The organism is Leisingera sp. UBA4491 (assembly GCF_002388965.1).
GTDB classification, from domain to species: domain Bacteria; phylum Pseudomonadota; class Alphaproteobacteria; order Rhodobacterales; family Rhodobacteraceae; genus Leisingera; species Leisingera aquaemixtae.
This window is the reverse complement of sequence record NZ_DGNN01000014.1, coordinates 26,395-52,506: the sequence shown is the minus strand read 5'-3', so window position 1 is coordinate 52,506 and position 26,112 is coordinate 26,395. Positions and strand designations below refer to the sequence as shown.

Sequence of the window (26,112 nt, the reverse complement as noted above, 5' to 3'; positions counted from 1 at the left end):
CCTCACAAGACATCTTCTTCACCGGCAATCGCGCCGCTGATGAGCTGATAGGACAGCAGGTTGGACATGCTGCGCGGGTCGCGGATCAGGGGATGACACCGGCCGCGCAGGCCCTCGCGCCGCTCTGCTTCTGCCCGTTCCAGCCCGACCGCCTCCTCCAGCGGGATGAAACGGAAGCGCAGCTCCGCCCCTGCCGCCGACTGCGCCAGCAAGGGCAGGTCGCAAGGAAGCACCGTGCCGATCCGGGGATAGCCGCCGGTGGTCTGGCATTCTGACAGCAGCACATAAGGCGTGCCGTCGCCGGTCACTTGGATGTCGCCGGGCACGATCACCTCCGACACCACCGTGCGCGCGCCGTCGGGGCGGAAGCCTTCGCCATCGCTCTCCAGCGGCACGCCCATCCGGTTGCCGCGCGCCCCGCGGCGGAAGGCGGTGCCTTCGAACCGCTCCAGCTCGGCTTGCGGGAACAGCGCCGTCTGCAGGCTCGCCACAACCCGCACGGTGCCGCCCTCGAACCGGTCGTCCGGCGCCAGCCCCAGCCCGGTGCCCTGGCCGCCGTCCGGGCCGGTCTCCAGCACGCCGCCCTGTGCCAGCGCAGCACCAATGCCCGCCGCCAGATGCGCCGAGCGCGCGCCCAGATGCACCGGCGTGTGAAAGCCGCCGCCGACGTGCAGATAGCCATAGCTGCCGCTGCGTGCCGCGCCGATCGTCAGCCGCGCCCCCGCGGGCAGCAGGTGGCTGGCGTTCCAGGCCGCGGCGGTGCCGTCGATGCTGGCCCGCATCGGCGCGCCGGTCAGGGCAATGCGCAGATCGCTGCCCGCCTGGAACTCGCCGCCCAGGCCGGCCATCTCGACCGCCGCCAGATCCGCCCCCTGCCCCAGCAGCGCCGCGCCCTCGGCCAGCGCCAGCCGGTCGGCAGCACCGCCGCGCGACACCCCGTATTCCAGCCAGCCCGGGCGGCCAAGGTCCTGAACCGTCATCCCGGGTCCTGCGCGCAAAATGGTCAGCGAGCCGCTCATGACAGATCCTCCGCCCTGGCGCCGCCCAGCGGATCGCGCCGCAACCCCTGCAGCTCCTCCGGCGTTATCGCGCTGAATTGCACCTCATCGCCGGGGCGCAGCAGGAACGGCTCCTCCGCGTCGGGGCGGAACAGGCGCACTGCGGTCTGGCCCGCGTGCATCCAGCCGGTGGGCGTCGCCACCGAAAACAGCACCAGCTGCCGGATCGCCACCGCCAGCGCGCCCTCGGGAATGCGGGTGGTCAGCTGGCTCTGGCGCGGAATGTCCCAGGCCTCCGGCAGCTCGCCCAGATAGGGCTGGCCGGGGGCAAAACCGATGGTCTGCACCCGCACCCGCGCCGCCGACAGCGAGGCCACCGCCTCCGCCTCGGTCATGCCCGCAGCCGCTGCCGCCTGCGGCAGCTGCGGCGCCAGCTCGGTGCCGAACACCGCCGGAATGCGCCACAGGCGGCGCTGGCCGGGCAGCGCGGCGGCATACCAGTCGCGCTGCGCCAGCAGCGATTCCAGCCGCGCCCGCAAGCCCGCATGGTCCAGATGCCGCAAATCAAACCGCACATAGGCCGACACCAGCGAGGTCGAGACCTCCTCAACCCCGTCCCAGCTTTCCGCCGCCAGCGCTGCGCGGAACGCCAGGGCGGCGCGGTTGGCCGGCTCGCTCAGGCGGCTGCCAAAGCTCACCAGCATCCCATCCACCCCCACCGTGCGAATGTCGGGGGCAGGCGGTGCTGCGCGCTCCTCAGCCATCACATCTGCTCCGGCAGGAAGGTCACGATGGACGGGAACAGCACGATCAGCACCAGCGCCAGGACCATCAGAAAGAAGAACGGCAGCGCCGCCTTGGCCACGGTCAGAATGTCCCGCCCGGTCAGCGACTGCAGCACAAACAGGTTGAACCCGACCGGCGGCGTGATCTGCGACATCTCCACCACGATCACCAGGAAGATGCCGAACCACAGCGGGTCAATCCCCGCCTCCAGCACCATCGGCATGATCACCGAAGCCGTCAGAACCACCACCGAAATCCCGTCGAGGAAGCAGCCCATGATCACAAAAAAGATTGTCAGCGCCGCCAGCAGCGTGAAGGTCGACAGGTTCAGCGAGCCGATCCACTCCGCCAGGATGCGCGGAATGCCGGTGAAGCCCATCGCCACCGTCAGGAACGACGCCCCCGCCAGGATAAAGGCGATCATGCAGGAGGTGATGGTCGCCCCCATCAGCCCCTCGGTAAAGCTCTGCCGGGTGAGCGAGCCGGACTGCCACGACAACAGCAGCGCCAGCACCACCCCCACGGCCGCCGCATCGGTGGGCGAGGCGATGCCCGCATAGATCGAGCCGATCACCCCGCCGATCAGCAGCACCACCGGCACCAGCCTGCGGGCGCGCTTCAGCTTCTCGCGGAAGGTGGCGGCAATGTCCTCGGTCGGCAGCTGGCTGCGGTTCAGCAGCGCCCAGACCACCACATAGCCCACGAACAGCCCAACCAGCAGCACGCCGGGCAGCACGCCCGCAACAAACAGCCGGGCAATGGATTGCTCGGTCGCCACGCCATAGACGATCAGGATGATCGACGGCGGGATCAGCAGCCCCAGCGTGGCAGAGCCCGCCAGGGTGCCGATCACCAGCTTCTCGGGATAGCCGCGGCGCGACAGTTCGGGGATCGACAGCTTGCCGATGGTGGCCGCCGTGGCGGCAGACGACCCTGACACCGCGGCAAAGATCCCGCAGGCAAAGACGTTCACATGCAACAGCTGCCCCGGCAGCCGGTTCATCCAGGGCGACAGCCCGGTGAACATGTCCTCCGACAGGCGCGAGCGGAACAGGATCTCACCCATCCAGATGAACAGCGGCAGCGCCGCCAAGGCCCAGGAATTGCTGTGGCCCCACATGGTGGTGGCCATCACCAGCCCCAGCGGCGCCTCGGTGAACAGCGCCATCGCGGCGATGCCCACGCCCAGCAGGGCAAAGGCCACCCACAGGCCAGCGCCCAGGAACAGAAACAGAAGGACCAGAAGAATGATGGAAAGCGCGGCAACCGACATGGTGATCCCCTATTCGCTCAGAAGATTTTCGCCCTTGCCCTCCCAGGAGGGCAGCGCGCCGCGCAGCACGGAGATCAGCTCGTCCGCCAGCGCCAGGGTGAGGATCGCAAGGCCAAGCGCCACCGGCGCCTGCGGCAGCCACAGCGGCACCGACACCATACCCGCGCTGCGGTCGCCGAACTCCAGCGATTCCAGCAGCAGCAGCCCCATGTACCAGGTGGCAAAGCCGCTCATCGCCAGCGCCAGCAGGATCACCCCCAGCTCCGCCGCGCGGTGGGCGGCGGCGGGCAAGCGGTTGGTCACCAGCGTCACCCGGATATGGCCCCCCGCCCGCAGCGCATAGGCCAGCGCCAGAAAGGTCGAGGCGGCCAGGAAAAAGCCGGTGAAATCCGCATAAGACGGGATCGTCAGCCCCACCCCGGTTCCGGTCAGCGCCGCCGCGATCTTGTCCGCGAGGTTCAGGCACACCTGCGCAAAAACCAGCGCCACGATGGCCACGATAAACAGTGCTGCCAGGCCCCCGGCCGCACGGTAGATGAAATCAAGCACAGGCCGCATCGCCGCCCCTCCTCCCCAGGAGACCGGACGCCGCCCCCGGCGTCCGGCCATGTTGCAATTACTGCTGGTAGGCGTTCAGCAGGGTGGCGCCGGCCTCCCCGGCCTCGCCCTTCCAATTCTCCAGCATCTCGGCGCCAATCGCGCGCAGGCCTTCCATCAGCTGCTGCGACGGCTCAACCACGGTGATGCCGTTTTCCTTCAGCACCTCGATCTGGCTGCTGGTTTCGGCCCGGCTCATCTCCCAGCCGCGCGCCTCGGCCTCTGCCGCGGCCTCCAGGATGGCGGTCTGGGTCGCCTCATCCAGGCGGCGGAACGCGCGCTTGTTCACCACCACGATGTTCTTCGGGATCCAGGCCTGAATGTCGGTGTAATGGCTCAGGAAGTCCCAGGCCTTCGAATTCACGCCGGTAGAGGGCGAGGTGATCATCGCCTCGACCCGGCCGGTGCTGAAGGCCTGCGGAATGTCCGGCACCTCAACCTGCGTCGGCGCCGCGCCCGCCAGGTTGGCGAACTGCTCCAGCGTCGCGTTGTAGGTGCGGAACTTCAAGCCCGCCAGATCCTCGACGCTGTTGATTTCCTTGGTGGTGTACAGCCCCTGCGGTGGCCACGGCACAGCGTACAGAGCCATCAGCCCCTGCTCGTCCAGCAGCCCGCCGATCACATCCTTCTGCGCCGCCCACAGCCGCTCGGCCTCTTCATAGCTGGTCGCCAGGAACGGCAGCGAGTCGGCACCGAACGCCGGGTTGTCATTGGCCAGAAGCGACAGGAAGAACTCGCCCGCGGGCACTTGGCCGCTGCGCACCGCCTTGCTGATTTCCGGGTGCTTGAACAGCGAACCGGCGGAATGGACCTTGATCTCCAGCCCGCCCTCGGTCGCCTCGGCCACGTCGCTGGCGAACTCGGCGATGTTCTTGGTGTGGAACGTGGCGTCCGGATAGGGCGTCGGCATGTCCCAGGTCGCGGCCAGCGCCGGAACAGACAGACCGGCAATCAGAACGGCGGCGCCGCCCAGCAAACGGGTGATCTTCATGATAATTTCCTCCCAAAGCGAAATATTGCAATATCGTACCCATAACGCTGATAATTTGTCAACGTTTTGCCAATATACACCGTCCGGCCCGCACCTGGCCCGCCGCCGCCGCCGCCAGCACCACGGCCTGCTTGATCTCCTTGATACTTTGCCGTTTTATGACCACATGCAGATAAAACGCCGGGGTTTTATCAACAAAGAAGGGTGCAAGAATGGCCGAAAAGAAACCGGATTCCCGCCGAATCGTCTCCTCCCGCCACCTGGCCGAAGGCGAAGGCTGGGAACTGTCGGAGCTGGAATTCGGCCTGATCATCGCCTCCAACGCGTTCTCCCGCTGGATGACCCGCTGCATGGCGGCGGCCGGCCAGCCGGATCTGAACCCGCTGGAAATCCTGATCCTGCACAACGTCAATCACCGCGGCAAGGACAAGCGCCTGTCCGACATCTGCTTCCTGCTCAACATCGAGGACAGCCACACCGTGAACTACGGGCTGCGCAAGCTGCTGAAAGCCGGGCTGCTGGCCTCGGAAAAGCGCGGCAAGGAAGTGTTCTACCGCACCTCCGCCGAGGGCGCAGCACTGTGCTCGGCCTACCGCGACGTGCGCCGCCAGTGCCTGCTGGACGGGCTGTCCGCCGCCGACCTGCCGGGCAAGGACCTGCGCGAGCTGGCCCGCAGCTTGCGCGCGCTCTCCGGCCATTACGACCAGGCCAGCCGCGCCGCCGCCTCGCTCTGACACAATAGCGGTTTCCGCCGGCCCCCTGCCCTACCCGGCCAGTTCCTCGAACGCGCCGGGTATCAGTTCCTCCCAGAATTCCGCCATCTGGCTGGCCAGCAGCGCCGCACCCCAGCCGCGGTTGCGGAATTCCTCGCGGTCGATCTCATCTTCCAGCCGGCTCAGGAACAGCCGCTTGTCGGCATCCCGCTGGGTGGGCGAGCGGCTGGCGGCCAGATCGCGGATCCGCTCCAGCCGCTGCGCCCTCCGCGCGCGCTCCTGCGCCTTGGCCGCATCCTCCGCCGCCGCCTGGCGCGCCGCCTCCGCTTCTGCCGCCTTGCGCGCCTCGGCCGCGGCCAGCACCTCCGGCGGCACCTCTTTCACCGCCTCGGGCACGTCCTTATAGTCATCCCGCAGCGCCGCGCTCAGGTAACGCACCGGGCTGTCCACCCCCTTGCGCCCCTTCAGATAGCCGACCTTCTCGGCCACATAGTCCTCGCCATGCTCGGCAATCCACTGCCGCGCCAGCCGGTCGCTGACCCCCAGCGCCATCAGCTGGCCGTAAACCGCCCCCTGCCGCACCCCGGCGCCATCATCAATATCCAGCATCGCCAGCTGCGGGTTCTCCTTGATCAGGAACCGCACCTCCGCCACCTGCCGCCCCATCTTCTTGAACTCCGGCGTCAAGAGGATGTTGGAGGTCTTGTTCACCTCCGCCACCGCCGGCTTGATAATCTTGGCGTTCAGGTGCTTGAAGCTCTCGTAATAGGCGCTGCCCTCCACCCCCATCAGGCGGCGGAACAGCGCAATGTCCCACCAGCCGGTCGAGCCTGTCCGCACGAAGCGGTAGCAGTTCTCATACAGCGCCAGCGCGTGGCCGCTGGTGAACCGGCGCTGGATGTTCAGGTTGATCAGGGCAAACACCTTGGGATCGTGCAGCTTCTCCGCCAGCGCCGGGCTGTAGGCGTATTCGCACACCCCGCCCTGCAGCTTGGCATAGGACAGCAGCGAGCTCACCCCCCACTCCTGCTTGCCGTTCTCATCCAGCATGTCCCATTCCGCCACCGTCTCCGCCAGGCTGCGCAGCGACTGCTTCAGGGTTTCCATATCGTTGGAGTTATAACCCACCATCATGCACAGCGTCTGCGCGTCGATCTGGTGCTTGGGCTTGGAGATCAGCGCGTCATAGGCATTCAGCAGCAGCACATTCGACAGCTTGCGCTGCAACAGCGTCAGCTTGCCCGAGACATGGATCGCGGCGACATTCTTCTTTACCGACCCCCGGCGCAACGGCCCGGTCAGCTTGCTGTGCGGGATATCGTCTGGATCCATCGCCCTGCCCTCTTGCCCCTGGCGGCTTGACGCTCTTGCGGGGATTCTGCTCTGGACTGACTATGGCCCAAAAGGAACCCGCGCTCAATCCCGGCTTGGGGACCCGTTTACAGGAGAAGGCCATCCCGGAAACGGGTACCTTAAGACCGGACCGGCGTTTACAGGCCCCGGATACCGCCGAAATCCCCCGGTTTACGGCTGTTCCGGGCGCTCAAACGGGCCGATTTCGGGCCTCAGGGGCACGGGTGCCCGTCCTCCCGCGAATCGGGACCCTTGCTCCCGCAGACAGGTACCCATGCTCCTGCAAACGGGTTCCTTTGCCCCCGGATGCGGGTCCCCAAACATATATAACCGTTTGATATAATTACGGTTATCTCCCCTAAAGACTCTAAACTGAATCAAAGATTCACAACATTTCAACCTGTTTGTGCGATAGTGTTTTTCGGGGAAAAGACTCATATATTCCGCTGATTACGGACGGCTGCGGAAAACAGATGCGCTGCCAGATAATGATTCACACTCTGCCCCGGATGTGCGACAAAACCGGTGATAACACGCCAAACAGGCGATTTTACCGAGGCACACGAGACATGGCAAAAAAACCGGACACTCCCCTGCCGCCCTATTTCAACCTGGATCCGGCAGCGGCAGCCGCCAAGCTGGGCGAGATGGTCGACACCGCCAGATTCGCCAAGGCCGCCGCCTTTGCGGGCCGGGGCCGCGATGATCTGGCCAAGCGCGGCTACGCGCCCGACGGGCGCAAGCGGCTGCGCAAATTCTCCACCTGGGAGGTCTGCCGCTACCTGATCCCCGTCGCCCCCGCCCACCTGCGCCGGGTTCTGAACAAGAACCCCGACCTGCCCCAGGGGGAGGGCGCCAGCGGCTCCAAATGGTTCACCTTGGAGGAGGTGCTGAAACTGCGCGACCATTTCGCGGAGGAAGGTATCAGCACCAAGGAATACCGCCCCTACCGTCCCGAGGGCCTGCCCGCCAAGGTGGTCGCCGTCGCCAACTTCAAGGGCGGCGTCGGCAAGACCTCGACCGCCGCGCATCTGGCGATGTCGGCGGCGCTGGACGGCTACAAGGTGCTGGTGGTGGATCTGGACTCCCAAGGCTCCATGACCTCGATCCTGGGCGGTCAGGTGGCCGATGAATGGCAGACCGTCTTCCCCCTGCTCGCCCGCGACTATGCCGAGGCGGTGGAGGCCGAGAACAAGGTCCGCGCCGCCGCCGGATCCGACCCGATCCCGCTGGACGAGACCCTGACCGAGGCGCGGGAGGTTTCGCTGCGAAACGTGGTGCAGAAAACCCACTGGCCCAACATCGACCTCATCGGCGCCCAGCTGAACCTCTACTGGGCGGAATTCCAGATCCCGGTCTGGCGCATGGGCCTGCGCAACTGGGCGCTGTGGGACGCGCTGACCAACGCGCTGGATCAGGGCGGCGCGCTGGACGATTACGACGTCATCCTGCTCGATACCCCCCCTGCCCTCGGCTACCTCACCATCAACGCGCTGGCCGCCGCCGACATCCTGATGGTGCCGCTGGGCGCGTCCTTCCTGGAGTTCGACTCGACGGGCCGATTCTTCGACATGCTCTATTCCACCTTCGCCTCGATCGAGGATGGCGAGAACGCCGCCCGCCGCCGTGCCGGCCTGCCGGAGATGAAGTTCGAATGGGACGTGGTGCGCGCCCTGATCACCCGCTTTGACGCCAGCCAGCAGACCGACCTGGCCAATGTGATCCAGGCCTACTTCGGCGACATGATGAACGCCTACCGGCAGGATTACACCGCCCTGGTCGGCCAGGCCGGCGAAAGCGTCTCCGGCATCTACGAGGCCGACTACCGCAATTTCAACCGCGAGACCTACACCCGAGGCCGCGAGGTGTTCGACCGCACCTATGCGGAATTCAAGGAACTGCTGATCGGCAGCTGGTGGCGCGATCAGCAGATGGAGCAGCAGCAATCCCAGCAAGAGGAGACAGCAGATGGCCAGGCGCAGACAGCTTGAAACCCCCTCGCCCGAGGCGCTGAAGGAGATTGAGGCAGGCATCGACCGGGATCTGGCCCGCGGCCCCGGGCTGCGGCCGCCGATTGCCGATGTGGTGGCCGATGCCGCCCGCCATGCCGACCCCCTGCCCCAGGCCGGGCGCGAGGCCGCAGCCCGCGACCGGGCTGACGCCGAACGGCTGCGCGCGGCGGAGGAAAAGGGCCTGGTGGCGGTGGAGCTGCCGATCACCGGCATCACCGCCGAGGCGCTGAACCGCGACCGGATCGTGATGGACGAGGACGAGATGCAGGAGCTGATGAGCTCCATCTCGGTCAACGGCCTGCGGCTGCCGATTGAGGTGTTCGAGCCGGCAAACCACGAGGACGCGGGCAAATACGCGCTGGTCTCCGGCTACCGCCGCCTGACCGCCTACCGCCGCCTCAACGCGCTGAGCGGCGGCCAGCGGTTCCAGACCATCCCCGCCTTCATCCGCGCTCCCGGCAGCATCGCCGAAGCGATGGTCGCGATGATCGAGGAGAACGAGGTCCGCGCAGGCCTCAGCCAGTATGAACGCGGCCGCGCCGCGGCGTCTGCGGTGCATGACGGCGTGTTCGCCACCGTCGACGAGGCGGTGGCGGTGCTGTTCCAGAACGCCTCCAAGGCCAAGCGCTCCAAGATCCGCTCCTTTGCCCTGATCCACGAGGAGCTGGGCGACATGCTGGCCTACGCCACCGGCCTCAACGAACGCCAGTGCCTGCGGCTTGCGGGCGCCTTGCGCGCGGGTCTCGCCGAAGATCTCCGCACCGCGCTGGAACAGGCCGGCGGGCGCTCGGCGGCAGAGGAATGGGACGCCATGCTGCCGCTCATCGACCAGGCCGAAGGCGCGCCGCAGGATCCCAGCCGCGGCGGCCGCCCCAAAGCCGTGCAGAAGATCGAACGCGCCCGCAAGACCCGGGTGGCCCGCGGCATCACCATCGAACGGGAGCTTGGGCCAAGCGGTTATGCCATCCGCTTTTCCGGCTCGGAGGTGACGGCGGAACTGGTCGATGCGGTGATGGACAACGTGCGCCATCTGCTGGAAAACGGCTGAGCGGGCAGGGAACGGCAGCCCGGTTTCGCAGCAAAACCCCCGGCCTTTGGCCGGGGGTTTTGTTTTGCGCGCAAGGGCCGGCGCGCTGGTTGCGGGTTTCACCGGGGGAGGTTTCGCTGCGAAACCTCCTGTGCAATCCCGGCGTGCCGCATTCCGAAGACCCCCGGCAGGTTTCGCTGCGAAGCCGCCGCCGTCACGGACCAGCGCACTGCTGTTTTCTGCCGCGGCAGGCCGTCAGTTCGCAGCGGACCCCGCGCTGGCCGCACACTCTCCGGCCCCTTCTGCGCAGCATTGCTTGCGGAACTGGCTGGGGGTTGCGCCCTCGCGCTGGCGGAAGGCGCGCTCAAACGCGGAAACTTCCGAATAGCCCAGCCGCTCCGAGATGTCATGCAGCTGCGCGCCCGGGGCCAGCAGCATGCGCTTGGCAATCTCCATCCGGCAGCCCGCCAGCAGCCGGGAGAACTTCTGCCCCTCATCCTCCAGCCGCCGCCGCAGGGTGCGGCGCGACATGCCCAGGGCCGCGGCGATGGCGGTCTGCTCAAAGCTTTCCCGCCCGATCCGCATCAGCAGCTCCCGGCGCACCCGCACCGTAACCGGCGCCGCCCGCTCGCTTTGCCGGGCAGTGCGGACAATCGACTGCGAGGCGGTCTTGAAGGCCGGGTTTTCGCTGTCCGCCAGCGGCAGATCCAGCAGACCGGCGGAAAACACCAGCGTGTTCGAGCTGGCGGAATACTGCACCGGGCAACGCGGCCCGGCGCTGCTGCGGCTGTGCAGGGCGCTTGATTCGTGCTCCAGCGACAGCAGGTCGGGCCGCCAGTCCGGGCCGGTGGCAGAGCGAATCAGGCTGTGGAACACCGACAGAGTCAGTTCGGCATCCTGCTGCCGCGGCCAGATGCTGGTGTCGAGAATCCGGTAGGTCAGCCGCGCGGTGTCTCCGCGGACCGTCAGCCGCAGTTCCGAATCGCTTTGCACCATCGGAAAGGCATTGCGGAACAGCGCCAGCGCGGCCCCAAGCGTCGGCGCCTGCATGATATATTCCCCAAGCGTGCCAAGGTTTTGCAGGTTGAAGACCGAGCCGACCCGCCAGCCGAAATCCGGCAGGCCAAGCTGTTCGGAAGCATGCTCGCAGAAGTCGACGAATTTCTTCAGACTGATCTCGCCCTCCAGGTCCCGCGGCCCGATTCCGGCGTTGCGGGAAATCGTCGCGGCATCGCCGTTCATGAACTCAACGGCCCGCAGCGGGTCATTCAAAGTGGAGGCGGAAATCCGGGGCTGATAGTTGTGTGGCATCGCGCAGTTCCTCAGGATTGCGCCAGAATACCGCAAAAATCCGCTCTTCGAGAAAAAATGCCGCAGTCCGGGCCGGCGCTGCTGATTCTGTCCGGAAATGTCGGGTTGTTGTCCGGAAGTGTCCGCCACAAGCGGCGGCCTTCGCGGCACGTTGGCTAAATGGCACCTCAAATTGGCACCTTTGATATCGCGATCGCAGGCGGCGGCCCTTCCGGGTCGGTGGCGGCGGTCCTGCTGGCGCGGGCCGGCTTCCGCGTGGCGCTGGCCACCCTGCCGCCGCGCGGGCCGCGGTATGAGGGGATGTCCGCCCGCGTCGCCGCGATTCTGGCGCGGCACCGGCTGCCGCTGGCCGGGATCGGCCCGGCGGCGCAGCGCCATGTCAGCTGGGGCGGGTTTCAGGGCGGGCAGAACAGCGAGCATCCGGCAGACCGCACCGCCTTTGACGCCGGGCTGCTGGAGGCGGCGCGGGCCGAGGGTGTCAGCGTTATCTATGGATCGGTGTCCAGCGTGCGGCCGGAGGCGGGTGAAATCCGGCTGGCTGATGGCACATGCCTGTCCGCCCGGCTGCTGTTTGAGGCCCGCGGCCGCCGCGCGCCGCGTCAGCCGGCGGAGCTGGAGCGGACAGAGCTGGCCGGGCCGGACACGATTTCGGTTGCCGGATTTGTGCCGCCGCAGGCGGGAGATATGGAGACACCACGGATCGAGGCGCGGCCCGGCGGCTGGGTCTGGTCGGTGCCGGTGGACCGGGACCGGCTGTGGCTGCAGGCGGTGGGCGCTGCGTCTTCGCTGGGGCAGGCACGCGGCAAGACGGCGGTGGCGGCGCTGTGGGAGAGCGTGCTGGCAGAGACCCCGCTGCCCCGCCATCCAGTTGTCCATGCGATTGCGCCGCGGCTGGCGGCGCCGGATCTGGATCCGCGCTGCCCGCGGCTGGGCGATGCGGCGGTGGCGCTGGACCCGTTGTCGGGGCACGGGATGTTCTGGGCGGTGTCCTCGGCGCTGATGGCGGTGCCGATGGCGCGGGCGCTGCTGGCGGGGCAGGCGGATCTGGCCCGCGCGTTCTACCGCAACCGGGTGGCAGAGACGTTCTGGAGGCAGGCGCGGGTAGGGCGGGACTTCTACCGCGAGGCGGGGTTTCAGACGCCGTTCTGGCAGCAGCGCGCCGCCTGGCCGGACGAGGCGCCGGCGCATGACACGGATATCCGCCCGCATGTGGCCAGACGGGTTGTGGTGCAGGACGGGTATCTGGCCCGGCGCGAGGTGCTGATCACCCGCGATGCCCCGGGCGGCGCGGCATTTGCCGCCGGGCAGGAGATCGTGCCGCTGCTGCGCCGCCTGAACGGCCAGCCGCTGCCGGACGCAGACCGCTTTCACAGCGCACTTCTGCCCGAGGCCCCGCCGCAGGCGGCGCGGGCGATCCATCAATGGCTTTTGTCACAAGGCTTCACCGAGGGGGCGCAGATCCCCTGGGACACTGCAAACAGGGAGACTGATCCATGCAACTACGACCCCGCGGCCTGACGGCTGCACTTCTGATATCAGCGGCGGGCGCGGTGCCGGCGCTGGCCAGCGAGGAGCTGCTGAAAAACACCTGCTCCACCTGCCACACGGCAGAGGAGGGCGGGCTGAGCCGGATCAGCGGACAGCGCAAGACGCCCGAGGGCTGGATGATGACCCTGGTCCGGATGCAGCAGGCGCACGGGCTGGAGATCAGCGCAGAGGACCGCCGCGCCATTGTGCAGCATCTGGCGGACACCCAGGGCCTGGCGCCGTCCGAGGCCGCGCCGTTCCGCTATGCGCTGGAGAAGGACCCGAACGCGCAGGAGAGCTTTGACGAACCGTTTGCCTCGATGTGCGCGCGCTGCCACACCGGCGCGCGGGGGCTGCTGCAAAACCGCACCGCGGAGGAGTGGGAACTGCACATGGACTTCCATGTCGGCCATTTCCCCACCATCGAATATCAGGCGCTTGGCCGCGACCGGGAGTGGTACAAGATCGCCCGGACCGAGATCGCAGGCTACCTGGCGGAGCAGAACCCGCTGGAGACCGCGGCCTGGACGGACTGGCAGGCGGCGGAGAAGCAGCCGGTGGCAGGCGATTGGGTGGTGATGACCGACCTGCCCGGCATCGGCGAAGCCTACGGCAAGCTGACGGTCAGCGGCGATGCCTCGCCCTATCAGGTCAGCGGCGAGTTTGTGACGGCGAACGGCACCGCGCATCCGGCGTCGGGGCAGATGAACCTTTATACCGGCTATGAATGGCGCGCCAATCTGGACATTGGCGGCACCGCCTACCGCCAGGTGCTGGCGCTGTCGGAGGATGGCAACAGCCTGATGGGCCGCCAGTTCGACCGCAGCAACGATGCCCTGGGCGCGCCGCTGAGCGGTGTGCGTGAGGGGGCTGGCAGCGTCATCCTGGGCACGGTTCCCTCTGCCGTTCCGGCGGGGGAGGCGCAGGTGCAGGTGGTTGGCACCGGGCTGGACGGGCTGGACAGCTCCAGCGGTGAGGCAGAGCCAAACAGCTTTGGCGCGGCGCTGACGCTGGCGGCCGAGGGCAATGGCGTTGTGACCTTCAGCGCGGGCGGGGCAGAGGGACAGATCGCCCATTACACCTCGCTCGACAGCCTGAAGGTGGAGCCTGAGTTCACCATCGCCCGCGTCGGCGGCGGCAGCGAGGAAGGCCCGGCAGCGGTGCCTGCCTATTTCAACGCGGTTGGCATGTGGAACGGGCCTGACGGCGAGGCCGGGACCGAGGACGACGTGCGCGTCGGAAGGGTTGAGGCGCAATGGACCGTGGCCAACGCGCATGAGCACGCAGCCCACATGAAAGACACTGAATTTGCAGGCGAAATGCAGGCAAACGGCATCTTTGCGCCGGCGGTTGCCGGGCCCAACCCGGACCGCCCGTTTAGCGCTAACAATGCGGGCGAGCTGACAGTGCAGGCGGAGGCGATGGGCCAGCAGGCGGAGGCGATGCTGATTGTCACCGTGCAGCGCTTCATCGACCCGCCGATCCGCTGAGACAGGGGGAGAGACCATGAAAGACTTTCACTATCAGCCGGCCAATGCGCACCGGGTTGCGGTCGAAGGGCGCGAGGTTCTGTTCCACGTCCCCACCACCTCGATCTTCGAGATGGACGGGGTGGACCGCGATATCCTCGATTATGCGGCGCAGGCGCAGGCGTTCTCGATGGACGAGTTCGAGGCGCGGTTTGCGGCCAAGGATGCGGCGGCGCGGCTCGACGGGCTGGTGCGGCTGGATATCGTCAACGACGGCCGGCCGCTGCAGCCGGAACGGCCGCCGATCGAGATCGAGACCTTCCCGCTGACCACCATCGTTCTGAACGTCAACACCGGCTGCAACCTGGCCTGTTCCTACTGCTACAAGGAAGATCTGGCGGTGCCGTCGAAGGGCCAGAAAATGGCCTTTGACACGGCGCGGAAGTCGGCGGAGATGCTGCTGGCGGAAAACCCGGACCGGGACAGCTACAACATCGTGTTCTTCGGCGGCGAGCCGTTGTCGAACCTGCCCCTGATCCGGCAGGTGGTGGACTGGGCCGAGCCGCATTTTGAAGCGCTTGGCAAGGCGGTGAACTTCAGCCTGACGACCAATGCGACGCTGCTGACAGAGCCGGTGATCGACTGGCTGGACGAACATCGCTTTGGCCTGACGGTTTCGATCGACGGGCCCAAGGCGCAGCACGATCTGAACCGCAAGACGGTGGGCGGCAAGGGCACCTATGACACGGTGGCCGCCAAGGCGCGGCTGCTGCTGTCGCGGTACAGATCCAAGCCGGTGGGCGCCCGAGTCACCCTGACGGCGGGGATCACCAATATCGTGGAGATCTGGGACCACCTGATCAACGATATCGGCTTTGCCGAGGTCGGGTTCTCGCCGGTGACCTCGGGCGACATGGATGCCTTCAACCTCAACGGAGCCGAGCTGCTGGAGGTGTTCGAGGGGATGAAATCCCTGGGCCGCCTCTATGTCGAGGCGGCGCTGGAGGGCCGCAACATCGGCTTTTCCAACATGCATCAGATGATGAATGACCTCTACGAGGGGCGCTCCAAGGCGCTGCCCTGCGGGGCCGGGGTGGGGATGCTGGCGGTCAATCACGATGGCGCGCTGAACCTCTGCCACCGGTTCACCGGATCGGAAATGGACCAGTTCGGCACCGTCGACGAGGGCATCAAGCGCCAGGAGCTGTCGGGCTTCATCAAGGCGCGCTCCGACCGCACCGAGAAGGGCTGCGCCACCTGCCGGATCCGCAACCTGTGCGCGGGCGGCTGCTATCACGAGAGCTATGCCCATTTCAGCGACCCGATGATGCCGACCTATCACTACTGCGACCTGATGCGCGACTGGATCGACTTTGGCGTGGCCGCCTATGCCCGGCTGATCGCCCAGGCGCCGCAGTATTTTCACCAACATGTTGCGCCGAGGAGGGCGTTTGGAAAATGAAACCGCTCAATCAGAAAGCCGAACGCGTTCAGCAGGCCGCGGCCCAGGGCCAGATGGAAGAGGTCCGCGCGATGCAGACCGTGACTGCAGGCTGCGCCACCACATTCGACCCGGGCTGGGAGGTCGACCCCTTTGGCGGGCTGGCCGCGCTGTGCCAGCCGATGGAGGCGGATCTTTACGGCTGCTCCGACCCCTGCTGGTGGCCCGCGCAGGTGCCCGACATCATGGTCAACCACCCGAACTGGGACGAGGGCGCGCCCAATGCCGCCAAGGACTGGCGCGCGCTTGGCGCCACCTATCCCACCGATGCCGAAACCTGAGGAGACCCGCATCATGAAATCCGCGCTTTTTGCTGCTGCCGCGCTCTGCGCCACAGCTCTGCCGCTGGCCGCCGGCGACCTTCTGGTGACGGTGGCCCGGCCCTCGAACCTCTATGTTTTTGACGCTCAGGACCGCTCGGTCAAAGCGGACTGTGATCTGGGGGCGAATGTGACGCCTGGCGTCATTGCGATGTCGCCGGACAACCGCATCGCCTATGTGCTGCTGAACCACTGGCAGGACGTTGTGGGTGTCGATATCGAAACCTGCGAGAAGGTGTTTCACGCGGCCCAGTCCGAGGGCGATGTGACCCGCCGCTCGCTGGCCTCGCTGGCGGTGTCCAAGGACGGCAGCCAGATCTACACGGTGCGCAATCCGGTGCGCAAGAAGACCGACCGCTACGAGGTGATGCAGCCGGAGTTTGCCGTCTATGACGCGGGCGCCGGGCTGGAGGCCAAGCCGTCCGCCACCTTTGAGGCGCCGCGCCGGTCCACCCTGATGGCGAGCGACCGAAACGGTCAGGTCTATGTCGCAGGGCACGAGATCTACCGGGTGGACCCCTCCAACGGCGCGACCGAGGTGGCGATTGCCAATGCCAGCTGGGACCGCCCCACCTACAGCCCGCCGGATGTGCTGGCGTTCTGGCCCACCGGCAGCCAGAACGACGAGATGCTGCTGATGTACACCGCGGCGGTGTTCACCGACGAAACCCAGCAGGAGATGGCGGATTTTGTCTGGGGGTATCAGTCTGTTGACCTCACCACCGGGGAAACCGAGATCGCCGATTTCGCCTCCTTCGAGGTGCTGATGTTCTCGGCGGTGCGCAGTGCGGTGGATCCCAAGCACCTCTATGGCGTCTATACGCAGCTGTCCAAGCACAATCTGGAGACCAAGGAGCTGGTGAAGCGGGTGGACCTGCCGCACACCTATTACGTCATCAATGTCTCGAGCGACGGGACTGAGGTCTATGTCGCGGGCACCAATGATGACATCGGCATCTATGACAGCGAAACGCTGGAGCGGGTGGGCGAGATCCGCATACCCTCGGGCGGGGATATGTCTGTCTCCACCCTGCATGTCGTGCCGCAGGGATGAGCGGGCCTGCTGCCAAACTCTCCCCCCAGCCGGGCGGTGCTGCCGCTGCCCGGGCCTGGCCGCGCCTGCCTTCGCGGGCGGGCGCGGCGCTTTTTACCGCCGCCACCGCGGCCTGGCTGCTGCCGCTGTTGCGGCCGCACCGGCGGCGGCTGGCGGTGCTGCTGCTGATCAGCTTTGCCGCCGCGGCCCTGGGCCTGCTGCCGCCCTATATCAGCAAGCTGGTGATCGACCGCGGGCTGATGGCGGGGGATGCGGCGCAGCTGGTGATCTGGTCGCTGGCTTTGTTCGGAATCGGCCTGCTGGCCACCGGCACCGGCGCGCTGAGCAATATCCTGCATATGCGCGCCTCGGTCCGGATGCTGGCGCGGATGCGGCAGCGGCTGCTGTCGCGGCTGGCCGCCAAGCCTGCCGGGTGGTTTGCCAGCCAGCGCGCGGGTGAGCTGCTGGCGCGGGTGGATGGCGACGCGGCGGAGGTGCAGAAGTTTGCCTTTAACGCGGTGCTGGGCGGCTCCTCGGCGCTGATCCGGCTGCTGGGCGGCTCGGCCATGCTGATGGTGCTGGACTGGCGGCTGGGGCTGCTGACGGCGCTGCTGGCGCCTGCGGAGCTGGCCTTTCTGATCTGGGCGCGGCCCCGGACAGAGCGCCACGCGGCAATGGTGCGCGAGAGGCAGGGGCTGTATGCGGCGGGGCTGTCGGAGACGCTGTTCGGCCTGCCCGCGCTGCAGGCCGCCCGCGGAACGGCATGGGCTGAGCGGCGCAGCCTGCGGGATCATGCCGGGCTGAGCCAGAGGCTGATCGCGCAGAACCTGTGGGGCGAGTTCACCCGTGCGGTGCCGGTGCTGCTGTCGGCGCTGACCCGCTCGGCGATTTTTCTGGCGGGCGGGCTGATGGTGATCCGGGGCGAGTGGCCGCTGGGGTCGCTGATCGCCTTCATCGCCTATATGGGGTTCATGACCGGGCCGATGCAGTCGCTGCTGGGCCTGTGGCACGCGCAGGCGCGGGTCAAGGTTGCGGCGGCGCGGCTGGATGCGGTGATGCAGGCGGATGGCCCCGCCCGGGCGGCCGGGTTTGCGCCTGCCGGGTTTGCCTTGCGGCTGCAGGGCGTGACCGTTTCCCGCGGGGCGGCGGCGCCGCTGGGGCCGCTGACCCTGACCATTCCCGAAGGCGCCAGGGTGGCGCTGCGGGGGGCCAGCGGCGCGGGCAAGACCTCCCTGCTGGCGGTGCTGTGCGGGCGGGCGCGGCCCCTGGCCGGGCGTGTGACCCTGGGCGGTGCCGACCTGAGCCTGCTGGGCGGCGCAGGTTTGCCGGAGCGGGTGGCCTATGCCGGGCAGCGGCCCTTTACCCTGCGCGCCAGCCTGCGCGACAACCTGTTCCAGAGCCGTGCCTTCTGGGCCAGGCCTGAGGCCGAAGCGCGGGTCTGGGAGATGCTGGCGCTGTTCGGCCTGGCGGAGCGGTTCCGCGGGGCAGGGGGGCTCGACACCATGCTGGGCGAAAGCGGGCTGACTCTGTCGGGCGGCGAGCGGCAGCGGCTGTGCCTGCTGCGGGCGCTGCTGCACCCCTTTGACATCCTGATCCTGGATGAGGCGCTGTCGGAGGTGGATCCCGCAACTGCGGCCCGGATCCTGGCCCATATCGACGCGGCCTTCCCCGAGGCGACCCGCATCCTGACGGCGCATGGCGGCGCGGCGGCGGGCGGGGATTTCGATATGGAGATCGCCCTGACGGAGGCCGCGGCATGACCCGCGCGCCGCTGATTGCGCTGATCGACGGGCCGCTGGCCGCGGAAACCCCCGGCCTTGCCGCCCGGATGGACCTGTGCGCGCTGCACCCGCGGGCCGCCGAAAGCCCGGCGGCGCTGCACGCCAGCCACATGGCCGCCGCCATCCGGGCCAATGCCCCCGAGGCCCGCATTTTGGGGCTCAGCATCTTTCCGGGGCGGCTCGCCGCCTCGCTTGCCACCGTGGCGGAGGCGCTGCGCCGCGCCGCGGAGTCGGAGGCGGCGATCGTTCACTGCTCCTTTGGCCAGGGGGAGGCCAGCCCGGTGCTGGCGCAGGCGGTGGCGGAGGTGCTGGCGGCGGGCAAGCTGCTGGTCGCCTCCGCCCCGGCGCGCGGCGCGCCGGTTTATCCGGCGGGCTGCGCAGGGGTTTTCCCGGTGCAGGGCGATGCGCGCTGCACGCCCGGCCAGTGGTCGCTGCTGGACCTGCCGGGGGCGCGGTTCGGCGCCTGTCCGGGCAGTCCCGGCGCGCCGGTGCGCGGCGCCAGCCTGGCGGCGGCGCATTTCACCGGGCTGCTGGCCCGGGCCAGCCTCGAAGACGGGATAGAGGCGATGCTGCAAACCCCGGCCTTCACCGGCCGCGAGCGCATCGGGGCAGGGGGGGCGCACGCCGCATGATCTGCTTTGACAGTTGGAACAGCACCCTGCGGGCCAATTGCGGCCATTACTATGCGACGCCGGAGCGGGAGGCCGGGGTGTGGGCGGGATCGTTCGGCCTGCGGCGGCGCAGCGGTGTGGATGTGGCCGAGATCCGCTGCCCGCCGGCCCGGATCGAGCGCACCCGCAAGGGCATCCTGCGCGATGATCAGGAGCATTTCTTTCTGCTGCACCAGCTGGAGGGCGAGACCGGCATCCAGCACGCGGGCCGCGAGACGCTGCTGCAGCCGGGGGAGTTGCTGCTGCTCGATTCCACCCGCGCGGCAGAGCTGCGCGTCAGCGGCCGGCCTGCCGCGTTCCGGTCGGCGCATCTGCCGCGGGCGCTGGTGCTGGAGAGGCGCCGGGAGATGCCCGCGGCGGGCTGCAAGATCGCGCCGCCGCATCCGCTGCACGCCAGCCTGTGCGGGCTGCTGGAGGGGACCGGCGGGGAGGACAGCGCGGGCTATATCTTTGACCTGGTGCCGCTGGCCTTTGCCGCCGGCGCGCGTCCGGGGGCGGGCAGCCTTGGCAGCCGCAGGCACCGGTTCCGGCTGGTGCGCGAGACGCTGGAGCTGCTGAGCGGCGATCCGGGGCTGACGGTGGACAGGCTGGCCGCGCGCACCGGGCTGTCGCGGCGCCAGTTGCAGCGGGAGTTTCAGGAGAACGGCACCACCTTCACCGAGTGCCTGACCCGCGCCCGGCTGGCCGCGGTGGCGGGCAAGCTGCGCCATGCGGCGCGGCAGGGCGCGCGGGTGCCGATTGCCCAGATCGCCTATGGCGCGGGGTTTGGCGATATCTCCCACTTCAACCGCACCTTCCGTCAGCAGTTTGGCTGCTCGCCGCGCCGGTTCCTAAGCACCTGCAGTCTGGGCGGATTTTTGGCGCAGGACGCAAACTCTTTGGCACCGGTGCCCAAGACCCCTCCGCCGGGGCGTGGTTGTCTTTTGCGATCAAACCCGGCTGACGGATAAACAGGGAGAACGGCAATGGATTATGGCATGCTGATCAACGGCGAACAGGTTTCGGCGGAGCGCATGATCGAGGTGATCAACCCGGCAACGGAGGAGGTGTTCGCCCGCGTGCCGCATGCCTCTGAAGCACAGATGAACGCGGCGGTGGCCGCTGCCAAGGCAGCGCAGAAAGCTTGGGCGGAAACCCCGATGGCCGAACGGCGCGCCAAGGTCGAGGCGCTGGCCGCCGCCATCGGCGAGGAGGCGGATGAGCTGGCGCGGCTGATCACCCTGGAGCAGGGCAAACCGCTGCCCGAGGCGCAGGGCGAAGTGGCCTGGTCGCAAGGATACCTGGCGCATACTGCGACGCTGGAGCTGCCGGACCGGGTGATCCAGGACGATGCGGAGTTCCGGATCGAGACCCGGCACAAGCCCTTGGGCGTGGTGGCGGGCATCATCGCCTGGAACTTTCCGCTGCTCTTGTGCTGCTGGAAGATCGGGCCTGCGCTGATGGCGGGCAATGCCATCGTGCTGAAGCCCGCGCCGACCACTCCGGTGGCGGCGCTGAAGCTGGGCGAGATCTGCGCGCGGATCTTCCCGGCGGGTCTTGTGAACATCATCACCGACGCCAATGACCTTGGCCCCAAGCTGACGGCGCATCCGGATGTGGCCAAGATCGGCTTTACCGGCTCCTCCGAGACCGGCAAGCGGATCATGGCCAGTGCCGCGGACACGATGAAGCGGGTGACGCTGGAGATGGGCGGCAACGACCCGGCCATCGTGCTGCCGGATGTGGATGTGAAGGCGGCTGCGGAAAAGGTCTATGGCGGGGCGTTCCTGAATGCCGGGCAAGTGTGCCTGGCGGTGAAACGGGCCTATGTGCATAGCGACATTTACGAGGCGTTCTGCGCCGAGCTGGCGGCGCTGGCCGAACAGGCGGTGGTCGATGACGGCATGAAGCAGGGGACGACGATTGGCCCGATCCAGAACAAGGCGCAGTTCGACAAGATCAAGGGCTTCCTGGAAGACGCCCGCGCCTGCGGCAAGATCATTGCCGGCGGGACGCCCAAGGACGGCCCCGGCTATTTCGTGCCCCCCACCATCGTGCGCGATGTGACCGACGGCCAGAAGATCGTCGACGAGGAGCAGTTCGGCCCGGTGCTGCCGGTGATCCGCTTTGACGATATCGACGATGTGATCGCGCGGGCCAATGCCTCCGATTACGGGCTGGGCGGGTCGGTGCATTCGGGCGATACTGCCAAGGCAACCGAGATCGCCGGGCGCATCGAATCCGGGACCATCTGGGTGAACCAGCAGCTGAACATCGGCCCGCATATCCCGATGGCCGGCTTCAAGGGCTCCGGCCTGGGTGTCGAGCAATCGGTCGAGGGGCTGGCGGAATACACCCAGATGCAGGTGATTAACGTCGCCCGCGGCTGATCGCGTTTGAACCATGCCCGGGCTGCCGTCGCGGCGGCCCGGTCCGTTTATCCAGCAGAGGACGGCCATGACTGACCTGCATCCTGATCTTACCGCCCCGATTGACGGCCTGTCGCATGTGCGGGGGCCGAATGAGCCGCCGCTGCAGCATATCACCATCCCGGCGCTGCTGCGGCAGGCGGTGGAGCGGCATGGCAGCCGCGAGGCGCTGGTGTTCCCGGAGGCGGGCCTCCGGATGACTTATGCGGAGCTGGCGCGGCAGGCGGATGAGCTGGCGGCGGGGCTGCTGGAGCTGGGGGTCGTCAAGGGCGACCGGGTCGGCATCTGGTCGCCGAACCGCTGCGAATGGGTGCTGACCCAGTTCGCCACCGCCCGGATCGGCGCCATTCTGGTGACGATCAACCCGGCCTACCGGTTGGCGGAGCTGGAATATGCGCTGAACAAGACCGGCTGCAAGGTGCTGATCGCGGCGGAAAGCTTCAAGAGTTCCAACTACCTGGGCATGATCCGCGAACTGGCGCCGGAGCTTGCTGACGCCGCCCCCGGCCCGCTGGCGGCCGCGCGGCTGCCTGCCTTGCGCCATGTCGTGGTGATGACGGCGGATCCTGGTCCCGGTGTGCTCTCTTTCGACACTGTGCAGGGGATGGGCGCGGGTGCGGACGCCGCCGCGCTGGACGCGCTCAGCGCGGACCTGACGCCGGAAGAGGCGATCAACATCCAGTTCACCTCCGGCACCACCGGGCTGCCCAAGGGGGCGACGCTGACGCATTTCAACATCGTCAACAACGCCCGGTTCGTCACCAGCCGGATCAAGCTGACGGAGGCCGACCGGCTGCTGATCCCGGTGCCGCTGTACCATTGTTTCGGCATGGTGATGGGGGTGCTGGGGGCGGTGTCCAAGGGGGCCGCGATGATCTTCCCCGGCGAGGCGTTTGAACCCGCCGCGGTGCTGGAGGCCGCCGCCGCCGAGCGGGCGACCGCGCTTTACGGTGTGCCGACGATGTTTGTCGCCATGCTGCAGGAGCTGGACCAGACCCCGCGCGATGTGTCCTCCTTGCGCACCGGGATCATGGCGGGGGCGCCGTGCCCGATCGAGATCATGCGGCGGGTCAACCGCGACATGCATATGCAGGAGGTAACGATCTGCTATGGCATGACCGAAACCGCGCCGGTGTCCTTTCAGAGCTTTACCTCTGATCCGGCAGAGAAACGCTGCACCACCGTGGGCCGGGTGCATCCGCATCTGGAGGTGAAGGCGGTTGACGGGGAGGGCCGCACCGTGCCCGCGGGGGAGCGGGGCGAGCTGCTGGTGCGCGGCTATTCGGTAATGCAGGGCTATTGGGACGACCCCGCCGCGACCGGCGAGGCGATCCGGGACGGCTGGATGCGCACCGGCGATCTGGGCACGTTTGACGATCAGGGGTTTTGCAGCATCACCGGGCGGGTGAAGGACATGATCATCCGCGGCGGCGAGAACATCTATCCGCGCGAGATCGAGGAGTTCCTGATCCGCCATCCGGATATCGCGGATGCGCAGGTGTTCGGGGTGCCGGACGACAGGTTCGGCGAGCAGGTCTGCGCTTGGGTGGTGCCTGCGGCGGGCGCCAGCCTGGAGGAAGAGGCCGTGCGCAGCCATTGCCGCGGCCAGATCGCCCATTTCAAGATCCCGCAGCATGTGCGGATCGTGGCGGAGCTGCCGATGACCGTCACCGGCAAGCCGCAGAAGTTCCGGATGCGGGACGAGATGGTGCGGCAGCTGCAGGCCGGCTGACGCGGGCTCAGGACGGCAGCGTCTCCAGCAGGGTGCGGGTTTCGGGCATCTGCTGCAGGCTGGCGGCAATGCGGGCGCGCCAGGCCGGGCCGCGCTCCATCGCGGTCTCATACGCCTCGGCCAGATCATCGGGGCGCTCGGCGTGCAGAACCTCGATCAGGAAGGCGGCCTGAGCCCGGTCCTTGCGCGATTTCAAGGCGTCGGCGCCGCCGCGGCGGCGGTCGGCGACGATCAGCTTGTGAATGGCAAAGCGTTCGGGCCGGGGGATCTGGATCAGCACGCCGGAGCGGTAGAGCAGGGGCGCCTGCAGCGGTTCGGCAATCAGGTAGTTGAGGAAATGCAGGCTTTGGGCGCTGACGCCGAGGGCGGGCAGGTCGCGCAGGCCCTCCTGATCGCTGAAGGAGGGGGTGAGGAATTCGACCAGGGTGCGGCGGCCGGTCTGCCGCCAGCGCCAGACCTGGCCCTTTTCCGTGGAGGGCAGGGGGTCGAACTTCAGTTCCGAGAAGACATCCGCCAGCGGGGCGTCGACGCTGTCCTGCAAGACAAGGGACAGCCGCTCGAAGCTGGCGATGTCGATGTCGTCGGTCATCGCCGCCTGGTCGAAGGTGATGCGCACGCCCAGCTCGCCCTCGTAGCAGCGGAAGGCCTGGGTGCCGACCAGGGTGCCGCCGAGCCGGAACACCCCGGCGCGGGCCATCGCGGAGATCACCTGGCCGCTGCCGGCGTCCGCCATCAGATAGCCCTCGGCGCGCAGGGTGCGCATCAGGCGGGCACGCTCGCGGCTGGCCTGTTTCTCGGCCTCGGCGATGGGTTTCTGGCGTTCCAGCCGGCTGCGGAGTTCCTCCGTGTCCTCGCCGATGTAACGGTCCACGGTCTCGGTGCCGATCCGGTAGTGGTCGTACCAGTAGCGCTTGTGGCCGATGGTCTTGAGCTTGGGCGCGCCGCGCAGGCCGGAGACGGCGCTGTCCTTGAGCGAGCGCAGAAGATCGGTCCAGGCGGCGGTGCCGGCGGCGGAGTGGTGGTGGATCACGGGGCTGCCCCACAGAAAATTATTTGTGGGGTATGTATAGCCGGTTTTCTTACCCTACGAAATATTTTTTGTGGGGTAGGGGTGGCGGGAAGCGGGCGGGGCTGGTGATTCTGCGCTCTGCGGCAATTGTCTTGGGGTTTGCGGCGCGGGGCGCTATACAATTGAACCATGACAATCTGGTATCCCGATCCCGCTTCGCTGGCCACACCGCTGCACAGCAGCCTGGCCGCCGCCATCGCCAAGGCCATTTCGGACGGGCGGCTGCCCAAGGGCACGCAGCTGCCGACCCACCGCAGGATGGCAGAGGAGCTGGGGCTGAGCGTGCACACCGTCAGCAAGGCCTATGAAAGCCTGCGGCGGCAGCGGCTGATTGACGGCCAGGTGGGGCGCGGCAGCTATGTGCTGGACCCGGATACGTCCAATGACCAGCCGTTCCAGCTGAGTTCGGAGAAGGGCGGCGGCTTTGATCTGTCGATCTCAAGGCCGCTGTTTTCGCAACAGCACGCGGAGCGGTTTCAGCAGGCGCTGAAGGAACTGCCGGAGGCGCTGGACCCGAGTTATTACCTGTCCTGCCGCCCCAATGTCGGCCATGACGCGCACCGCGCCGCGGGGGCGGAGTGGCTGAGGGTCTGCGGGCTGGAGGTGCCTGCGGAGCGGATCATCATGACCAACGGCGCCAGTCACGGGATGTCGGCGGCGCTGTCGGCACTGACCCGGCCGGGCGACACGGTGGTGTCGGACAAGATCACCCATCACCTGCTGGTGTCGGGCTGTTCCTACCTGGGGCTGAACCTGGCCGGGCTGGAGACGGACGGCGACGGCATCCTGCCCGACGCGCTGGAGCGGTATTGCCGGGAGAATGCGCCCAAGGTGCTGTTTTTGTTGCCGTCCTTGGCGAATTCCACCGCCGGGATGATGCCGGAGGATCGCCGCCGGGCGCTGGTGGGGATTGCCCGGAAACATGATCTGCACATCATCGAAAACGATGCCTTCGGCCCGGTGGCGCAGGACCGCCCGGTGCCGGTTTCGGCGCTGGCGCCGGAGCGGTCGATTTACCTGACGACCTTTACCAAATGCACGGTGTCGGGGCTGCGCGCGGGCTATCTGGCGGCACCGGAGCATCTGCTGCCTGCGCTGACCGGGCGGATTGTCGTGTTCGGCTGGATGGCGACGCCTTTGATGTGCGAGCTGGCCACCCGCTGGGTGCAGGACGGCACCGCGCTGGAGCTGGCCCAGTGGCAGCGCCGGGCGCTGGCGGAGCGTTACGCCATTGCCCAGGACGTGCTGCAGGGCTGGCGCTGGCAGGGGCATCCGTCGGCGCTGCACCTGTGGCTGCCGCTGACCGAGGGCTGGACCACCGCCAGCTTTGTCTCCTACGCGCAGGAGCTGAAGGTAGCGGTCGCCCCGGATGCGCCGTTCCTGACCCCGAAGACCCCGACGCAGAACGCGGTGCGGGTGTCGCTGGGCAGCGTGCAGGATCAGGACCGGTTCCGGCAGGCGCTGGAGCTGATCGGCGGGATGCTGGGGCGTCCGCCGGAGGGGGTTGCGCCCTTCACATACTGATTGTCCTGTAACAATA

Annotated in this window: 22 protein-coding genes; 14 read left to right on the top strand and 8 right to left on the bottom strand. The window is 67.7% G+C overall.

Features of this window, described 5'->3' with window-relative positions:
* Positions 1-2 precede the first annotated feature (2 nt).
* Genes B2P87_RS07445 through B2P87_RS07425 form a run of 5 tightly spaced genes read right to left on the bottom strand, consistent with a single transcriptional unit; the run spans position 3 to position 4,645 of the window.
* Complete coding sequence (locus tag B2P87_RS07445; RefSeq protein WP_141892197.1) at positions 3-1,019, bottom strand: biotin-dependent carboxyltransferase family protein; 1,017 nt, start codon at positions 1,017-1,019, stop codon at positions 3-5.
* The gene (locus B2P87_RS07440) at positions 1,016-1,762 is read right to left on the bottom strand and encodes a 5-oxoprolinase subunit B family protein (protein ID WP_141892198.1); all 747 of its coding nucleotides are present in this window, start codon (positions 1,760-1,762) and stop codon (positions 1,016-1,018) included. Before B2P87_RS07440 ends, B2P87_RS07445 begins: the two co-directional genes overlap by 4 nt.
* Complete coding sequence (locus B2P87_RS07435) at positions 1,762-3,057, bottom strand: TRAP transporter large permease (protein ID WP_141892199.1); 1,296 nt, start codon at positions 3,055-3,057, stop codon at positions 1,762-1,764. Before B2P87_RS07435 ends, B2P87_RS07440 begins: the two co-directional genes overlap by 1 nt.
* Positions 3,058-3,066: 9 nt before the next feature.
* Positions 3,067-3,615, bottom strand: coding sequence for a TRAP transporter small permease (locus B2P87_RS07430; RefSeq protein WP_058285689.1), 549 nt, complete (start codon positions 3,613-3,615; stop codon positions 3,067-3,069).
* A gap of 58 nt (positions 3,616-3,673) precedes the next feature.
* Positions 3,674-4,645, bottom strand: coding sequence for a TRAP transporter substrate-binding protein (locus B2P87_RS07425; protein WP_141892200.1), 972 nt, complete (start codon positions 4,643-4,645; stop codon positions 3,674-3,676).
* Between the two features lie 212 nt (positions 4,646-4,857).
* On the opposite strand from B2P87_RS07425, the gene B2P87_RS07420 reads away from it, so the two are divergent.
* Positions 4,858-5,379, top strand: coding sequence for a winged helix DNA-binding protein (locus B2P87_RS07420; RefSeq protein WP_141892201.1), 522 nt, complete (start codon positions 4,858-4,860; stop codon positions 5,377-5,379).
* 30 nt (positions 5,380-5,409) lie between these two features.
* Here the strand turns inward: B2P87_RS07420 and B2P87_RS07415 are convergent, their stop codons facing one another.
* Positions 5,410-6,690 (bottom strand): replication initiation protein, encoded by a 1,281-nt coding sequence (locus tag B2P87_RS07415; RefSeq protein ID WP_286852323.1) that lies wholly within the window; start codon positions 6,688-6,690, stop codon positions 5,410-5,412.
* A gap of 590 nt (positions 6,691-7,280) precedes the next feature.
* Here B2P87_RS07415 and B2P87_RS07410 point away from each other — a divergent pair.
* Positions 7,281-8,702, top strand: coding sequence for an AAA family ATPase (locus B2P87_RS07410; protein ID WP_259947171.1), 1,422 nt, complete (start codon positions 7,281-7,283; stop codon positions 8,700-8,702).
* On the top strand, positions 8,680-9,771 hold the full coding sequence (locus B2P87_RS07405) for a ParB/RepB/Spo0J family partition protein (protein ID WP_286852321.1): 1,092 nt from the start codon (positions 8,680-8,682) through the stop codon (positions 9,769-9,771). Before B2P87_RS07410 ends, B2P87_RS07405 begins: the two co-directional genes overlap by 23 nt.
* Positions 9,772-10,005: 234 nt before the next feature.
* On the opposite strand, the gene qhpR is transcribed toward B2P87_RS07405, so the two are convergent.
* A complete protein-coding gene (gene qhpR, locus B2P87_RS07400) occupies positions 10,006-11,061 on the bottom strand; it encodes an AraC-like transcriptional regulator QhpR (protein WP_141892153.1) in 1,056 nt (351 codons plus the stop codon).
* Between the two features lie 159 nt (positions 11,062-11,220).
* On the opposite strand from qhpR, the gene qhpG reads away from it, so the two are divergent.
* The 10 genes from qhpG (at position 11,221) to B2P87_RS07350 (ending at position 23,503) form a co-directional block, all read left to right on the top strand.
* On the top strand, positions 11,221-12,579 hold the full coding sequence (gene qhpG, locus B2P87_RS07395; RefSeq protein ID WP_244940837.1) for a flavin-dependent monooxygenase QhpG: 1,359 nt from the start codon (positions 11,221-11,223) through the stop codon (positions 12,577-12,579).
* Complete coding sequence (gene peaA, locus B2P87_RS07390; RefSeq protein WP_141892154.1) at positions 12,555-14,078, top strand: quinohemoprotein amine dehydrogenase subunit alpha; 1,524 nt, start codon at positions 12,555-12,557, stop codon at positions 14,076-14,078. The genes qhpG and peaA overlap by 25 nt, the downstream gene beginning before the upstream one ends.
* Before the next feature lie 16 nt (positions 14,079-14,094).
* Complete coding sequence (gene peaB / locus B2P87_RS07385) at positions 14,095-15,519, top strand: quinohemoprotein amine dehydrogenase maturation protein (protein WP_141892155.1); 1,425 nt, start codon at positions 14,095-14,097, stop codon at positions 15,517-15,519.
* A complete protein-coding gene (gene qhpC, locus B2P87_RS07380; RefSeq protein WP_008558561.1) occupies positions 15,516-15,839 on the top strand; it encodes a quinohemoprotein amine dehydrogenase subunit gamma in 324 nt (107 codons plus the stop codon). Before peaB ends, qhpC begins: the two co-directional genes overlap by 4 nt.
* Positions 15,840-15,852: 13 nt before the next feature.
* Positions 15,853-16,932, top strand: coding sequence for a quinohemoprotein amine dehydrogenase subunit beta (gene peaD / locus B2P87_RS07375; RefSeq protein ID WP_141892156.1), 1,080 nt, complete (start codon positions 15,853-15,855; stop codon positions 16,930-16,932).
* Complete coding sequence (locus tag B2P87_RS07370; protein ID WP_141892157.1) at positions 16,929-18,671, top strand: ABC transporter ATP-binding protein; 1,743 nt, start codon at positions 16,929-16,931, stop codon at positions 18,669-18,671. The genes peaD and B2P87_RS07370 overlap by 4 nt, the downstream gene beginning before the upstream one ends.
* A complete protein-coding gene (gene qhpE, locus B2P87_RS07365) occupies positions 18,668-19,324 on the top strand; it encodes a subtilisin-like serine protease QhpE (RefSeq protein ID WP_141892158.1) in 657 nt (218 codons plus the stop codon). Before B2P87_RS07370 ends, qhpE begins: the two co-directional genes overlap by 4 nt.
* Positions 19,321-20,313: a helix-turn-helix domain-containing protein gene (locus B2P87_RS07360; protein WP_141892159.1), complete on the top strand. Its 993-nt coding sequence runs from the start codon at positions 19,321-19,323 to the stop codon at positions 20,311-20,313. The genes qhpE and B2P87_RS07360 overlap by 4 nt, the downstream gene beginning before the upstream one ends.
* Positions 20,314-20,328: 15 nt before the next feature.
* Entirely contained in the window at positions 20,329-21,732 is a 1,404-nt protein-coding gene (locus B2P87_RS07355) for an aldehyde dehydrogenase family protein (RefSeq protein ID WP_141892160.1), read from the top strand.
* Between the two features lie 67 nt (positions 21,733-21,799).
* Positions 21,800-23,503: an AMP-binding protein gene (locus B2P87_RS07350; RefSeq protein ID WP_286852315.1), complete on the top strand. Its 1,704-nt coding sequence runs from the start codon at positions 21,800-21,802 to the stop codon at positions 23,501-23,503.
* 7 nt (positions 23,504-23,510) lie between these two features.
* Here the strand turns inward: B2P87_RS07350 and B2P87_RS07345 are convergent, their stop codons facing one another.
* Entirely contained in the window at positions 23,511-24,533 is a 1,023-nt protein-coding gene (locus B2P87_RS07345; RefSeq protein WP_286852313.1) for a nucleotidyltransferase family protein, read from the bottom strand.
* Positions 24,534-24,701: 168 nt separating this feature from the next.
* Here B2P87_RS07345 and B2P87_RS07340 point away from each other — a divergent pair, with 168 nt between their 5' ends.
* Complete coding sequence (locus B2P87_RS07340; RefSeq protein ID WP_286852311.1) at positions 24,702-26,096, top strand: PLP-dependent aminotransferase family protein; 1,395 nt, start codon at positions 24,702-24,704, stop codon at positions 26,094-26,096.
* Positions 26,097-26,112 lie beyond the last annotated feature (16 nt).

Coding starts and splice junctions, on each gene's coding strand:
- B2P87_RS07425 (WP_141892200.1), bottom strand. CDS start 4,645: ATGAAGATCACCCGTTTGCTGGGCGGCGCCGCCGTTCTGATTGCCGGT.
- B2P87_RS07440 (WP_141892198.1), bottom strand. CDS start 1,762: ATGGCTGAGGAGCGCGCAGCACCGCCTGCCCCCGACATTCGCACGGTG.
- B2P87_RS07360 (WP_141892159.1), top strand. CDS start 19,321: ATGATCTGCTTTGACAGTTGGAACAGCACCCTGCGGGCCAATTGCGGC.
- B2P87_RS07410 (WP_259947171.1), top strand. CDS start 7,281: ATGGCAAAAAAACCGGACACTCCCCTGCCGCCCTATTTCAACCTGGAT.
- qhpC (WP_008558561.1), top strand. CDS start 15,516: ATGAAACCGCTCAATCAGAAAGCCGAACGCGTTCAGCAGGCCGCGGCC.
- B2P87_RS07420 (WP_141892201.1), top strand. CDS start 4,858: ATGGCCGAAAAGAAACCGGATTCCCGCCGAATCGTCTCCTCCCGCCAC.
- B2P87_RS07355 (WP_141892160.1), top strand. CDS start 20,329: ATGGATTATGGCATGCTGATCAACGGCGAACAGGTTTCGGCGGAGCGC.
- qhpR (WP_141892153.1), bottom strand. CDS start 11,061: ATGCCACACAACTATCAGCCCCGGATTTCCGCCTCCACTTTGAATGAC.
- B2P87_RS07445 (WP_141892197.1), bottom strand. CDS start 1,019: ATGAGCGGCTCGCTGACCATTTTGCGCGCAGGACCCGGGATGACGGTT.
- peaB (WP_141892155.1), top strand. CDS start 14,095: ATGAAAGACTTTCACTATCAGCCGGCCAATGCGCACCGGGTTGCGGTC.
- B2P87_RS07350 (WP_286852315.1), top strand. CDS start 21,800: ATGACTGACCTGCATCCTGATCTTACCGCCCCGATTGACGGCCTGTCG.
- B2P87_RS07415 (WP_286852323.1), bottom strand. CDS start 6,690: ATGGATCCAGACGATATCCCGCACAGCAAGCTGACCGGGCCGTTGCGC.
- B2P87_RS07435 (WP_141892199.1), bottom strand. CDS start 3,057: ATGTCGGTTGCCGCGCTTTCCATCATTCTTCTGGTCCTTCTGTTTCTG.
- B2P87_RS07405 (WP_286852321.1), top strand. CDS start 8,680: ATGGCCAGGCGCAGACAGCTTGAAACCCCCTCGCCCGAGGCGCTGAAG.
- qhpG (WP_244940837.1), top strand. CDS start 11,221: ATGGCACCTCAAATTGGCACCTTTGATATCGCGATCGCAGGCGGCGGC.
- peaD (WP_141892156.1), top strand. CDS start 15,853: ATGAAATCCGCGCTTTTTGCTGCTGCCGCGCTCTGCGCCACAGCTCTG.
- B2P87_RS07370 (WP_141892157.1), top strand. CDS start 16,929: ATGAGCGGGCCTGCTGCCAAACTCTCCCCCCAGCCGGGCGGTGCTGCC.
- peaA (WP_141892154.1), top strand. CDS start 12,555: ATGCAACTACGACCCCGCGGCCTGACGGCTGCACTTCTGATATCAGCG.
- qhpE (WP_141892158.1), top strand. CDS start 18,668: ATGACCCGCGCGCCGCTGATTGCGCTGATCGACGGGCCGCTGGCCGCG.
- B2P87_RS07340 (WP_286852311.1), top strand. CDS start 24,702: ATGACAATCTGGTATCCCGATCCCGCTTCGCTGGCCACACCGCTGCAC.
- B2P87_RS07430 (WP_058285689.1), bottom strand. CDS start 3,615: ATGCGGCCTGTGCTTGATTTCATCTACCGTGCGGCCGGGGGCCTGGCA.